The sequence below is a fragment of the Vagococcus sp. WN80Y genome, assembly GCF_059621045.1.
Map to the genome: position 1 here is coordinate 26,376 of NZ_JCAQHY010000164.1, position 13,717 is coordinate 40,092.

The window sequence follows — 13,717 nt, forward strand, 5'->3', positions numbered from 1 at the left end:
TGAGCCAATGACAGATTCACTAAAATTCCCTGAAAACTTTTTATGGGGTGGCGCCTTAGCTGCCAATCAATCTGAGGGGGCTTATTTGGAAAACGGTAAAGGTCTATCGCCTGTTGATATCTTACCTGATGCTAAAAATGGACGTAAAGAAGCTTTGGCAGCACCTCTCAAAGCCTTAGAAAAGACCTATAATTACTATCCTAGCCACGACTCTGTTGGCTTTTATCATCATTTTAAAGAAGACATCGCCTTGATGGCTGAAATGGGCTTTAAAACCTTTCGCTTTTCAATTTGTTGGGCGCGGATCTTTCCTAACGGCGATGAAACAGAGCCTAATGAAGCTGGCTTAGCCTTTTACGATCAAGTCATTGATGAGTGTTTAAACTACGGCATTGAGCCCTTAGTCACAATTAATCACTTTGATACACCAGTTGCTCTGATGGTGAAGTATGGTGGCTGGAAAAATCGGCAACTCATCGACTTCTATCTAAATTATTGCCGTGTTCTCTTCACTCGTTACCAAGGGAAAGTTAAGTATTGGCTAACCTTTAACGAGATCAATATGATTTTACACATCCCGTTATTCGGTGGTGCTTTAGATATTTCTGAAGAAACAAATCCCGAGCAAGTCTTATATCAAAGCGCCCATCATCAGCTTGTGGCCTCTGCCTTAGCGACAAAGCTAGCTCATGAAACGGATAAAAACATTCAAATCGGTTGCATGCTGGCTGGGGCCTCCTATTATCCCTATAGCTGCAATCCGACAGACATTTGGGCCTCGATTGAAGCCAACCGCAACAATTATTTCTTTATCGATGTTCAATCCAAAGGGTGCTATCCAAAATTTGCTAAACGTTTCTTTAAAGAGCATGACATTCAGCTAGAAATGGCCACAGGTGATTTACAGATTTTAGCTGAAAATACCGTTGACTTTGTTTCCTTTAGCTACTATTCCTCGCGCTTAACAAGTGGTGATTTAAGTGATAAAGAAAGTACAGAGGGCAATGTGTTTGCCAGCCTCAAAAATCCATACTTAGAACGGACTGAGTGGGGGTGGCAGATTGACCCAATGGGCTTGCGAATCACAATGAATGATTTATACGACCGCTATGAGAAGCCTTTGTTCATAGTTGAAAATGGCTTAAGTGCCAAGGATGTCTTGAAGGCAGATGGGACTGTGGATGATTACTACCGCATCGATTATACCCGTAATCATTTATTAGCGGTTAGAGAAGCAATAGCCGATGGCGTCGAGTGCTTGGGCTATACTAGCTGGGGCTGTATTGATTTAGTCAGCTCCAGTACGGGGGAAATGTCCAAACGCTATGGCTTTGTTTACGTCGATCGAGATGATAATGGCCACGGCTCACTTAAACGCTACAGAAAAAAATCATTTAGCTGGTATCAACAAATCATTGCTAGTAACGGCCAAGAGTTATAAGCTAATTAACAGATAAATAAAACGAAGCTGAGACATAAGTCACGCCCCAGTTCCATTTCACATATATTGTACGATAAACGTGTTCCAAAAGTCTGCTCTCTCGACAATTTCTCTGAACACGAGCAATCGAAATTGCCAATTGTTCGTGTTCTTCGAGATTGCTCGGAGCAAAACGACTTTTGTCACAGCTCCGTTTTCAGTTCTTAAAAGATAAATCGCTTCGTTTCCTTATCCAAATGAGCCTTTGCAAAAATCGTTGTAAACTGCAACAATACTGGCTTCTCGTAAACAAGAGACCGTTGATACGCCGACAAATCGTCTGTTTCATAGTCAGCTTCCGAAAATGAAAGCAACTCAAAATTACCACCCAACATCAAACTTTCGTGCTCACAATCATCGAAACAAAACACTGAGCCTTGACAGTTTTTGCGGACATTATCCGCCGTTTCACTTAGATCATCGATATAAAACGTCAATTGTTGTAATCCTTCTTTTCTTAATGGCGCAGATACCGCTTTGGTCATTGGAAAATTCCGCTCGTCAATGGTACTGACAAGAAATGTTTTACTGTGATGAACTAAACTTAATAAACGAGAATGGTTTTTCATTGAGCGCTCCTCCTTTAGTTACAGCTCTATTATAGCAAGGAATTCTTTCACCCGCCATCGTTAATGTGAAAGGGTAGATAATTTGATTGTTATTCTTACTACAATTTTTATCTAGATTAAATTCTATAATAATTGTAAAAAAGTATCTTCTCTCACCTCTACTTTCCGTTCAGTAGCAAAATATGACTGTTTGGGAAATAGGTCTCTGCTAGCCTTATCAACTTGTTATATTGAATGAAGAAAAAAAGAAAGAAGGCGCTATAATGAAAAAATGGTTAAGTATCACACTCATCGCGTTAACAAGTTTAATGATCGCAGGCTGTTCTCAAAATAAGAGTCAGGCGAATAAATCTGATGAGTCAACAAGCAAATCTGTTGAAAAAAGTTCCGTTAAGGTCGAGTGGCCTTACTACGAAATTACAAAAGATGGAGAAGTAAAAGGACATCTTCTTGGAACGATTCATATGGGAAAACCCGAGATGTATCCTTTCCCTGAAAAAATTATCACTGACCTCGAAAAAAGTGATAACTTCATTACCGAGGTCTCAGTGGATCAAAAAAATAACACTGTAGATGAAGAAAAAACCATGGCACTGATGATGACAGATGTTCCACTAACTACTGATATGTCGGAAGCCAGTCGAAAAAAATATCAAACCGTTTTAGCAAGCTATGACATAGCGGAAGATGATGTCGCGACTCTCAGTCGTTACGGCGTTTACATGATGCTTTTTACTGCAGCGATGTCAGAGGACCCTACAATGGACTTGCAAGCTGCAAGTGAAAATGGAGTCGATGCGAAGTTAACTACTTATCATTTAAAGAATAAAAAGCAAACGAATATTCCACTGGAAACGACTGACTTTCAAACAGAAATTATGGCCAAAGCATATGACTTACCTGAGGACATAAATCAGTGGGTGGATACGCTATTAACGAAAGAAGACAATGCTAAATCCTCAAGTAACCTCGGCGCTATTCAGTCATATATTGACGGAAAGCTAGACACTTCTGGTACAACCGATGAACAAAATGAGGTTATTAACCACTCACGAAACCTTACTTGGTCAGAAAAACTACCGGCTCATTTAGAAAAGAAAAATCAAAGTTTTATCGCTGTCGGCGCCGCTCACCTAATTGAAGATAAAGGGTTAGTTGAGCTGCTAAAACAGAAGGGATACGAGGTGAAACTAGTAACCTTCGATTAATCCTTTAAATATAACTTTTACTCATATAACCTAAGCCCTTCAATCAAACAAAATGATTAAAGGGCTTAGGTTAAGTTAGTTGGGGACAATCACTGTCTCACACCTTTGACTCACCCCAAAATATTAACTTCTAAATGTTAAAGCATTAAAAAATTAAAAGTCGGCTTTAGAATAGTAGAGATCGGAGTGGAAGATTGGCAATTCCTCAAAGGTTTCAGGGGACTTCTAAAAGCCACCTTAACCCTTGATCAGTCAGCAACCTCGCTCTCCCTTTCTCAGCCATTCGAGTTTGCCAATTTCAAAACGTTTAAAAAGTAAGCCCCCTTTTCGATCCCAATGTAATGCTTTAAGGTTATCTGTAAGCACTACATGGACAATTGAATTTTCTTTCGACAATAAAAACCCCCTATTCCACTTACTAATCTAAGTATCAAAGGAGGTCTTATTAAATTATTAACGCGTTTTATTTTTGTAGATAGATTTTTAAATTTTCTGAAGAAATTTCCTTATTGTTGTCCATAATCTTTAAATTTTCCTACGCAAATTTCCAGTTGCTCTTTAGTTAAGGTCACTGGTTCACCTAAGATTTTAGCTCTGATATAAAGTTTAGCTAAAAACTCAATGTCTCTTGCAATAGCAAACGTTTTTTCTAAGTCAGGGCCAATTGCTAAAACGCCATGATTACCTAAAAGGATGCCATTATCTTGCTCAATGGATTTAAAAGCTTCCTCCGCTAGTTCAGCTGTGCCAAATGTTTGATAGGCACAACATCTTACACTATTACCTATCCCTCCAATGATGTAATGGAATGGCGGGATCTCTTGGTGTAGACAAGCGAGTGTAGTGGCATATTCTGAATGAGTATGAATGACGGAGTGAATATCTGGCCGTTGTTTATAAAATATACTGTGGAGATCGTATTCACTAGACGGTTTACGCTGACCTTCGATGACGTTACCTGAAAAATCCATTAGTACGATATCAGCCACATTAGTTTCGCCATACGGAATACCACTTGGACTAATTAATAGCATCTCCTCATCCTTAATGCGAATACTAATATTCCCACCTGTTCCAGTTGTGAGATTTTCCGATATGAGTCGCTTACCAAAATCTACAATTTTTTGACGTTCATCTTCAAATTTCATACTTGTTCCTCTCTTACTATATTTAGCTTGTTTAGACTCGATCATTATCTTCTAGACGTATTCCTTCCAAATCTTTTTCTGTAAAGTGTAAATCTCTTCCGAGTGCTTCACCAACTGCTGCAATCAATGAAGTAACATCTAGTCCGTATTTTTTCATAAGATATGGTTTTGACGCACCGTGAGTCCATTCGTCATTAATCCCAACTTTAACTAATTTTTTAATGAGTTGATTCTCTAACATGACTTCACCAACTGCAGTCCCTAAACCGCCGATAACCGTATGATTTTCCATCGTTACAACACCGAATTTCGCTTTTTTTATTGACTCAATAACAAGCGGATCAGTAAATGGTTTTAACGTCGTGATGTGAACATGTTGGATAGAAATATTTTGTGCTTTCAACCACGCCGTTGCCCGCATCGCTTCCTCGGTACAAATTCCACTTGTAAACAACGTAATGTCTGTCCCTTCAGAAATAACTCGTCCTTTATTAAATTCCGTTGGTTCAGATGGGTTGAAAAGACGCGGTACTTCTCCACGTAACATTCTGACGTAAACAGGCCCATTGATTTCGCGACACATATCTAACACAGCATCGACATCCGTTGCGTCACCGCAGTCAATAATACTCATATTTGGAATGGCCCGCATAATCGCAACGTCTTCAATTGCTTGGTGAGTCACGCCGCCTGGGGTGGTAATCCCTGGTACGAAGCCTAGTAAAGAAACTGGTAAATTTGGATACGCAATCGACATTTCTAGTTGATCTAAAGGGCGTCTATATAAGAAGACCGCAAAAGTATGTAAGAAAGGCCGAAACCCTTCTTGAGCTAATCCCGCAGCCCAACCAAGCATATTTTGTTCTGCAATCCCCATAGATAGGTACTTTTCCGGTAGCTCTTGAGCGAATTCTTTTATTTCACAAGAGGTTCCTAAATCGGCAGACATAACTAAGACATCGTCATGTTTTTTTGCGTATTCGATCATATTTCTAGAGTGAACATTTGCTTCAACTTTCATTGTGTTCTCCTTTCAAACTCTGCTAGTTTACATTTCTTCGTATAATTTTTTGTATTTATCGAATTCTTCTCCCTGTTTAAATCTCACAAAGTGAAGAATTGGTTTTCTTTCTTCTAAATAATTGATACCTTGGGCAGGGTTAGAATAGGATAAAACCACTAAAGGCTTGCCTTTCTCCCCTTGAGTCATTGCATGGCTAATTGCTTCAATATCATGGCCATCTACTTTAATTGCTTTTGCACCAAAAGACTCGAAGCGTTTATCTAAAGGTTCAATATTCATGATGTTATCTGTTAACCCTTCTACTTGTTGGCCGTTAATATCGACAACTAAGACAAGATTATCTAATTTATAAAAAGAAGCGGCTTGGATAGCTTCCCAAAGTTGTCCTTCTTGCATCTCCCCATCAGACATCATCACATAAATTTTACCTTCTTCGTTGCGAAGCTTGCGGGCGTGAGCTGTTCCACCGGCTACGCTAATTGCCTGATCCAATGTTCCGGCAGCGTTCTCAAATCCTGGTGTATGGTTAGCTCCGATCATTTCCATCGCATAGTCATCACGATTGAATTTGTCTAATGCATCAGGCGCTAGACGACCTGCTTCGACTAAAGCGGCGTAAACAGGAGCGGCGTAATGGGCTGGCGAAATAAAGAAACGATCATAAGGAGCTGACATATCACCATGATAATCTGCCCCTTTAATGTAATTCATATTATTCTTGGAAGGCGTGCCAGGAAATTTTTGCGCGTCCATAGGTGCACGGCTTTCGGTTAAATTTAAGATTCTTAAGTACATTGTGGCAAATAATTCTGCTGAAGAGCATGCTTGAGATAAGTAGCAACCATTTTTTTCTAAAGTTAGTTTCAAAACGTATTTTCTAATATTATTTGCTGCTTGTTGAATATCAGATGTAGTAAGTTCTTTTGACATTTGTGTTCTCCTTCCAAAGCGACTATTGTCCGTAATTGTTTTGATAGAAATTGTAAACTTCTTCGACGTAAGTTGTGTCTAATGGGGTAAGTTCTTTTTTAATTGATCTGGCAAAATAAACGCTCTGAGCAGTTTCTTCTAAAATAACTGCGGCTTTTAATGAACTTGTTGAAGTTTCCCCCACAGTAAAAACGCCATGATTTTTGAGTAAAATTGCCGGACAATTGTTCCTTTTGTAACACCGGACAATTTCTTCACCAATTGCTTTTTCACCAACCGCAGCAATTTCAGAAACTGGAATGTCTCCTCCAAAAACAGCAGCTGACGTTGTCGTGTAAATAGGCAAATCCTCACCTAGGATTGAAAAAGTAGTAGCGTAAGGTGAGTGGGTATGAGTGATTCCCATGACTTCAGGACAGTTTCGGTACACATATAGATGGGATTCAGTATCAACAGAAGGTTTTAATTCCCCTTCAATCACATTCCCTTCTAAGTCGACAACAATCATCTCTTCTACTTTTAAATCATCGAACTGAATCCCACTAGGTTTGATGACCACATACCCGCTGATAGGGTCGCGGGCACTAACATTACCGCTAGTCCAAAGCACTAAACCATTTTTGGGTAGGGCGAGATTATTCTCAAGAACTGTTTGTTTCAAATCTTCTAGCATAAATTCTACCTCCTTCTCTTTATGCACATTATTCCACAACAAAGAACAAATGTAAACACCAAAAATAAAAAAATAACTTGGAATAATGATTTACAAACATCTAAAAAAAAATAAAAAGACTATAAAAACAACATTTATAAGCGTTTACAAAAAACGCTTGACTAAAATGGAGTCGACATGGTAAATTGTACCTAAGTTCATAAGTTTTTTCTAAGTTTCATAAAAAAAGAGGAGGTAAAAATAATGTTGGACTTATTGCAAAATATATTAAATTCCTTTGGAGCAGCTGTGGTTGTCCCGATAATGCTATTTATTGTAGCGTTATTTCTGAAGGTGGAGCCTAAAAGGGCATTTCAATCAGCGTTGAATGCCGGGATCGGCTTGACAGGTTTTAACTTGATCATTAATTCTTTCGTTCCAATTATCACGCCAGTTATTAATAATATGGTGGAACAAACAGGGATTAATTTACCTGTTTTTGATACTGGGTGGCAAGCAACATCGGTTATTGCGTACTCAACTCAAGTCGGTGTTATCTTTTTAGTGGTAGGATTAATACTTCAAGTAGGTCTATTTCTATTAAAATGGACCGACGTATTTATGCCAAGTGACATGTGGAATAACTACTCTTTTATGGTTTGGGGATCAATGCTTTATTTAATTACGAATAACATGGCGTTGGCGATGTCCTGTATGATTGTACAGAACTTATATGTCTTACTATTTGGCGAAGTGATCTCAAAACGTTGGGCTAAATACTATAATTTAGAAGGGACCACATTGACAGCTCCTCACCATGTTTCCAGCGTGCCTTATGCTATTTTTATGAACTGGTTGCTTAGTAAATTAGGGGCCGATAAGATTAATTGGGATCCCGCCACCTTAAAAAAACGCTTAGGTTTTCTTGGAGAACCCGTCACACTAGGCTTGTTTTTAGGTCTTGCGATCGGGGTTATGGGCAATATCAAAAATCTTGGAACCATAGCTGGATGGGGAAATATTTTTACTGTCGGACTAGCGACAGCTGCTGTTATGGCAATATTTCCTCGAGTGGCTAGCATTTTTGCTTCCGCATTCACAAGTTTAACAAATGCAAGTAAAAAAACTGCTAAAGATAGCGGGAGTGGTCGCAAATGGGCCCTTTCCGTTAACGATGCAGTGGGTTATGGTGAGCCAGCAACCTTAATGACTGGATTAATCTTAATCCCAATTATGGTATTATTGGCAATTATCTTACCTGGTAATCAGACTCTGCCTCTTGTGGATTTAATTGCACTACCTTATATGGTAGAAATGATTATTTGCTCATCGAAAGGAAATATTTTTAAAGGGATTATCTCCGGTGCAATTTGGTTTTCGATAGGATTGTATGTGTGTACTTTTACCGCACCATATTTTACAGAAGTAGCAGCTCAAGTAGGTGTTTCGATCCCTGAGGGCGCAATGATGATTACAAGCTTTGGTATTTTAAACAATCCTGTTATGGCGCTTATTTTCCTAGCGTTCCTGTCTGGTAATTACTTTATTATGGGGCTTGTGATTGTTGTTTATTTTGCCTCTTACTTCTTGTTCAAACGTAACAAAGAAAAAGTATGGAACTTCATCGAAGGGGAATATCCTGTAATGGAGAAGGTGGTTTAATGAAGGCATTAGTTAAAACCGAACCTGGTTATAATAAAATGGTGTTACAAGAAATCGCTACACCTGTCCCTGTAAATCAAGAAATCTTAATCAGAGTCATCTATACAGGGATTTGTGGTACCGATATCCATGGCTTTAAAGGGGAATACGACCGATTGAAAACTCCAATAGTACTTGGACATGAGTTTTCAGGTGTCGTGGAAGCTATTGGAGAATGTGTATCGACCGTGAAAGTAGGAGACTTCGTTACAAGTGAAACAACTTTTGACACCTGCGGTACTTGCGAGAATTGTCGTAACAAAGAATACAATTTATGTCTGAATCGCAAAGGAATCGGAACGCAAGTTAATGGGAGCTTTGCAGAGTTTGTCTTGAGTCGTGAAGAAAGTGTCCACATACTGGATCCAAGTATTTCGCTATTTGAAGCATCAATTACGGAACCGATCGCTTGTGGCGTTCATGCAGCGATGGAAAAAACAATCGTTAAAGCTGGCGAAACAGCTGTCATTATTGGCCCTGGACCAATTGGACTATGCTTGTCTCAAGTCTTAAAAGGTTTAGGGGCGAAGGTGATTGTTTTAGGAATTACCAAGGATCAAGAGCGGTTAGAGATAGCTAAAAAATTAGGAGCAGATATCATTATCGATAGCCAGACTGAAGATGCGGTTAAGCTAATTAAGGAAGCAACAACAATAGGAGCAGATTATTGCTTTGAATGTTCAGGAGCTGCTCCAGCCATTGTTCATAGCTTTGATTACTTGAAACAAAAAGGCACGTTAGTTCAGATGGGAGTATTCGCTCAAAATGATAACCTATTAGATTTAAACTCGATTGTTCAAAGAGAAATGAAGATTATTGGGTCACGGTCTCAAAAACCTTCTACTTGGCGAATAACATTAGATCTAATGAAAAACAAGCAAATAGATGCACGAAAATTAATCACTAAAGTTTACCCGTTAGAACAATGGGAACAGGCAATCGAAGATGTAATCAATGGGACTGAAATAAAGGTTGTCCTACAGCCAAATGAATTGTGAGGTGACACACTTGTCAGAAGAAAAATTAATCGAAACTGAATGCATCCATTTAAGCTCAGATGCAGAAACATTCGAAGAAGTTATTCAACTTATTGGTAAAAGTTTTATGGAAAAAGGGATTGTAAAAGATTCGTATGTTGACGCAGTAATCCAACGAGAAAAAATATTCCCTACCGGCTTGCCAGCTAGCGGGTGTAACATTGCCATCCCCCATACCGATTCGGATCATGTTAACCGCTCCAGTATTGGTGTCGTTATCACAAATAAACCGATAAAAGTATTAATGATGGGGAGTCCTGAGGTTGAGCTAGAGTGTCAATTATTTTTTCCGCTTGCAATGGAGCACCCTAAAAAACAACTAGCACTATTAAGAGAATTAATGAAATTCTTACAAGATGAAGAAAAACTAATCAAAATTAGTGGCGCGATTACAACGGAAGAGGTTGAGCACGCGATGAGTAGTTTAGCATTACCAAAATGAGAAAGAAGGTAGGAGAACAATGATGAAAAAAATAAAAGTACTTTCAGTATGCGGATCAGGCACGGTAAGCTCTGCAATGGTGGGAGAAAGAATAATTGATTTATTAAGCGAACACGACTATCAAGTGGAAATTCTTGAAGTCAATCCAGGTCAAGTTAAGGGCGCTGTAGCAAACGGGGGAATCGATCTAGTCGCTTTTACAAGCCCGATTGATCCGGCTGATGCCGAAGGTTTACCACAAATAAATTCGGTAGGTTTATTGACAGGGTTAGATGAAGAAACATTTATTGAGCAGGCATTAAAGGCATTGCAAGGTTAAACCGAATGAAAGTAGCTGTCATTGGCGATATCCATGTTTCAACTGATTATTTCATATCACAGCTTCAGCTCTTACCATGGCTTGAAGAAGTAGAATTTTCAGGTTTTGATTGGTACCCTGAAACAATGCAGGAATTTCAAAAAGCGAGTAGTTTGGTTGAAAAAAGAGGGCCTGAGAATATCTCAATCCCACAAGGTTTAGTTGACATCATTGATGAAGTTGATGCAATCTTTACCCATTTTTGTCCGATTAATCAGACTATGATTGAAAAAGCAACAAAGTTAAAATTGATTGGAACTTGTCGAGGAGGCATTGAACATATTTCACCTACCGCACAGACAAGAAACATCCCACTTGTCAATGTCATTCGCAATGCAGAACCTGTTGCAGACTTTTCGTTAGGTCTTATCTTAGCAGAGACTCGTAATATCTCTCGGGGAAATTATGAGATTAAAAATCAACGTTGGATAAAAAAATTCTCCAACTCTGATCAGATTGACGTCATCCGCAATTTAAAAGTCGGCATTGTAGGGTTAGGGAGTATCGGTCAGCTAATCGCTAAAAAGCTGTTAGCATTAGATGTAGCTGTCGGAGTTTACGATCCATTCTATTCCCGAGACGAATTATTGAAATTAGCTGATAAGGCAACTCCTCAGTCTTTCGATGAGTTACTTCAGTATTCAGATATTATCAGCATCCATATCAGGATGGAACCAAATCAAGTACCGTTGTTTGATGAGGAAAGTTTTAAAAAGATGAAGTCAACTAGTATTTTAATAAACACAAGTCGCGCTTATGCAATCGATCAATCCGCTTTAATTGATGCCTTATCTCACGGTGTAATTGCTGGCGCAGCTCTTGACGTTTTTTGGGAAGAACCCCTACCAGAACATCATCCACTTTTAGAACTGGATAATGTTACGTTGACACCACACATTGCTGGCGACACTGCTCTGGCTATTCCACATTCGCCTAAATTATTGGTTGAGAAGCTTGCGGAGCAAAAAAAGGATATTCATGCTTTAGATTTTAGGTTAAACCGAGCTCTGCTCGGTTTTTTGTTTTAGCTTCAATTGAAACCGTGTTATACTATACTTATAAAACATAAGGACTGAATTTAATGGCAAATAATGTACCGTTACTATTGAAAGTGGCTGAACTTTACTATATACAACAAATGAATCAAAGTGAAATTGCTAAAATTATCGGCGTCTCTCGCCCATCTATTTCACGTATGCTTGAAGAAGCTAGGGCATCTGGGATTGTCAATATATCGATCGAAGCACCTTTTGAAATGAATCGGGAATTATCAGAAGAAATTGTTGAAACATTTAATTTGAAAGATGTCATCGTTATCCGTGATTTAGGTGACTATAAATTTAATATGGATATGATTGGCAAAGTATCCGCGGATTATATTGCTGAAATAGCCGAAGATAATCTGATAGTTGGGATTTCATGGGGACGAGCGGCTGAGATGATGGTTCAATATTTTCCAGATTTTTCTTTACCAAACACTTCTACCTTACAGTTAAACGGCAGTCTAGGTTCTAACGGAACACGAAAAGACGGAAATGAGCTTGTCTTTAGATTAAGCAAGAAGTTAGGAGGAGCTTACAATTTTTTTAACTCCCCTGCCTATGTAGACAGTAAAGTTTTACAAGAGGAACTAGCCCGTCAAAATCAAATCGAAAACAATTTTAAAATTGCTCGGAAAATGTATGTTGCATACAACGGAATTGGCAATATGCAGGTTCAGTTTAATACGTTGTTTGCTGAAGGATTATTAACAAATCAAGATTTAAGTGATTTTCTCGCAAAAGGCGCCGTCGGGACAATTATGGGCCGAGTTTATGACGTTGACGGGAAAGAAATCATGTATTCAGGGAAGTATCCTGTTGCAAATGAATTAGCTGTTTTACAAGCCACTCCCATTAGTATCGGGGCTGTGGCGTCAAAAGAACGCGCGAAAGCTACGTTAGGAGCATTGCGTGGGCAATTTATAAATACATTGATCTGTGATGAAGAATTAGCAAAAGAATTATTAGCCATTAGATAAGAGTATATTTTTAAACTAGTAAAAAAATCGAGATACCTTAGCAAGCATCTCGATCTTTTTAGTTATTTGCGTGTCAGAGACTATATCAATCTCCGGTATGTAGGTAAGCAGTACATAAATAGTTACAATTTTTGGAAAACTCCAATGAGTAACATTGCGTCACTATTTTATTTATACTTTCGTTGAATTTAATCTATCCACGTACAATAGAGCCGTGACTTTATCCGAAAAAGCTTTTTCTTCTTCAATATGAGGCATGTGGGCTGACTGCTCAAACACATAAAACTTTTTTTCAGGGCACGTCAAACATTCAAAAAATTGTTCCGCTAATTCTAATGACACTTGCTTATCATGTGCCCCATGAAACAAATAGACCGGCATCTCCAGCTGCAACTTTTCAGATATAAAGTTTTTTTCTTTCATTTGCTCAATCAACTCTGCTCCTGAAGATAAGCCACGAACAAAATTAACCTTTTCCTTAGTCGTATACCCTTTAAATCGAAGTAAACGCGCCATCATCTTCCCAACAGAAAAAGGCTTTCGAGTTAGCCCAACATGATATTTGGCTAGTAGAGGCTCCTTAATTTTGCCTAAATAATGAGGACTTGGAAATGTCTCACAGGTGGGGTCTTGTTTGGCCAATAAGCGGAAATAGCGCTGATTTCCTGTGTTTTTCGTTTTCTCTAATAAAAAATGATAGGTTAATCGCTCTGATTCACGTAAATTGACCATTTGACTAATCCCAACGTACGCGCTAAACAACTGCGGGTAGCTTTTTAATGCGGGGATTGCCAAATAGGTTCCCCAAGAGTGCCCCATTAAAATAACCTTCTCCTGCTGGTACTTCTCTAATAACCACCTCGTAACCTCAATCGTATCGGCCAAAAGCTGCTGCTCTGAAAGCTCAGACTGATTGACTGAAAGTCCTGCGCCGCGTTGCTCCCAGTAACAAATTGTAAATGAGTCCAAATAATTTTTTGGTAATAAGGATTGAAAAATGGGGTATTCTGGGCTACCTGGTCCCCCATGAAGAAATAAGATGACTGGCTGATTTGGTTGATTTTCGACAATGAACATTCCTTGTCGACTGCCGTTAATCGTAACGAATTCTTTTTGATAATTTAGGGTTGTTCCCATCTTCAACGTCT

Annotated in this window: 14 protein-coding genes; 8 read left to right on the forward strand and 6 right to left on the reverse strand. The window is 38.8% G+C overall.

Going from position 1 to position 13,717, the window contains the following annotated elements:
• The first annotated feature begins 7 nt into the window (after positions 1 to 7).
• Positions 8 to 1,441 (forward strand): 6-phospho-beta-glucosidase, encoded by a 1,434-nt coding sequence (locus AC5KOD_RS15290; protein ID WP_496915437.1) that lies wholly within the window; start codon positions 8 to 10, stop codon positions 1,439 to 1,441.
• 203 nt (positions 1,442 to 1,644) lie between these two features.
• Here the strand turns inward: AC5KOD_RS15290 and AC5KOD_RS15295 are convergent, their stop codons facing one another.
• A complete protein-coding gene (locus AC5KOD_RS15295; protein WP_496915438.1) occupies positions 1,645 to 2,049 on the reverse strand; it encodes a pyridoxamine 5'-phosphate oxidase family protein in 405 nt (134 codons plus the stop codon).
• A 263-nt stretch (positions 2,050 to 2,312) separates the two neighbouring features.
• On the opposite strand from AC5KOD_RS15295, the gene AC5KOD_RS15300 reads away from it, so the two are divergent.
• Positions 2,313 to 3,257: a TraB/GumN family protein gene (locus tag AC5KOD_RS15300; protein WP_496915439.1), complete on the forward strand. Its 945-nt coding sequence runs from the start codon at positions 2,313 to 2,315 to the stop codon at positions 3,255 to 3,257.
• A gap of 506 nt (positions 3,258 to 3,763) precedes the next feature.
• On the opposite strand, the gene AC5KOD_RS15305 is transcribed toward AC5KOD_RS15300, so the two are convergent.
• Genes AC5KOD_RS15305 through AC5KOD_RS15320 form a run of 4 tightly spaced genes read right to left on the reverse strand, consistent with a single transcriptional unit; the run spans position 3,764 to position 7,059 of the window.
• On the reverse strand, positions 3,764 to 4,405 hold the full coding sequence (locus AC5KOD_RS15305; protein WP_496915440.1) for an L-fuculose-phosphate aldolase: 642 nt from the start codon (positions 4,403 to 4,405) through the stop codon (positions 3,764 to 3,766).
• Positions 4,406 to 4,436: 31 nt separating this feature from the next.
• Entirely contained in the window at positions 4,437 to 5,426 is a 990-nt protein-coding gene (locus AC5KOD_RS15310; protein WP_496915441.1) for a transketolase family protein, read from the reverse strand.
• Between the two features lie 27 nt (positions 5,427 to 5,453).
• Positions 5,454 to 6,359 carry a thiamine pyrophosphate-binding protein gene (locus tag AC5KOD_RS15315; protein WP_496915442.1) on the reverse strand — a complete coding sequence of 302 codons (906 nt, stop codon included), beginning with the start codon at positions 6,357 to 6,359 and terminating at the stop codon, positions 5,454 to 5,456.
• Positions 6,360 to 6,381: 22 nt separating this feature from the next.
• The gene (locus AC5KOD_RS15320; protein ID WP_496915443.1) at positions 6,382 to 7,059 is read right to left on the reverse strand and encodes an L-ribulose-5-phosphate 4-epimerase; all 678 of its coding nucleotides are present in this window, start codon (positions 7,057 to 7,059) and stop codon (positions 6,382 to 6,384) included.
• Positions 7,060 to 7,275: 216 nt separating this feature from the next.
• Between AC5KOD_RS15320 and AC5KOD_RS15325 the strand changes: the two genes are divergently transcribed.
• From AC5KOD_RS15325 to AC5KOD_RS15350, 6 genes are read left to right on the forward strand one after another with little or no spacing between them, the layout of a single operon-like run.
• Positions 7,276 to 8,673: a PTS galactitol transporter subunit IIC gene (locus tag AC5KOD_RS15325; protein WP_496915444.1), complete on the forward strand. Its 1,398-nt coding sequence runs from the start codon at positions 7,276 to 7,278 to the stop codon at positions 8,671 to 8,673.
• Complete coding sequence (locus tag AC5KOD_RS15330; protein ID WP_496915445.1) at positions 8,673 to 9,710, forward strand: zinc-binding dehydrogenase; 1,038 nt, start codon at positions 8,673 to 8,675, stop codon at positions 9,708 to 9,710. The genes AC5KOD_RS15325 and AC5KOD_RS15330 overlap by 1 nt, the downstream gene beginning before the upstream one ends.
• A 1-nt stretch (position 9,711) precedes the next feature.
• Positions 9,712 to 10,191 carry a PTS sugar transporter subunit IIA gene (locus AC5KOD_RS15335; RefSeq protein ID WP_496915490.1) on the forward strand — a complete coding sequence of 160 codons (480 nt, stop codon included), beginning with the start codon at positions 9,712 to 9,714 and terminating at the stop codon, positions 10,189 to 10,191.
• Between the two features lie 22 nt (positions 10,192 to 10,213).
• On the forward strand, positions 10,214 to 10,510 hold the full coding sequence (locus AC5KOD_RS15340) for a PTS sugar transporter subunit IIB (RefSeq protein WP_496915446.1): 297 nt from the start codon (positions 10,214 to 10,216) through the stop codon (positions 10,508 to 10,510).
• A gap of 5 nt (positions 10,511 to 10,515) precedes the next feature.
• The gene (locus AC5KOD_RS15345; protein WP_496915447.1) at positions 10,516 to 11,577 is read left to right on the forward strand and encodes a 2-hydroxyacid dehydrogenase; all 1,062 of its coding nucleotides are present in this window, start codon (positions 10,516 to 10,518) and stop codon (positions 11,575 to 11,577) included.
• Between the two features lie 53 nt (positions 11,578 to 11,630).
• A complete protein-coding gene (locus tag AC5KOD_RS15350; protein ID WP_496915448.1) occupies positions 11,631 to 12,569 on the forward strand; it encodes a sugar-binding transcriptional regulator in 939 nt (312 codons plus the stop codon).
• Between the two features lie 171 nt (positions 12,570 to 12,740).
• On the opposite strand, the gene AC5KOD_RS15355 is transcribed toward AC5KOD_RS15350, so the two are convergent.
• Complete coding sequence (locus AC5KOD_RS15355) at positions 12,741 to 13,706, reverse strand: alpha/beta hydrolase (protein WP_496915449.1); 966 nt, start codon at positions 13,704 to 13,706, stop codon at positions 12,741 to 12,743.
• Positions 13,707 to 13,717: the final 11 nt, after the last annotated feature.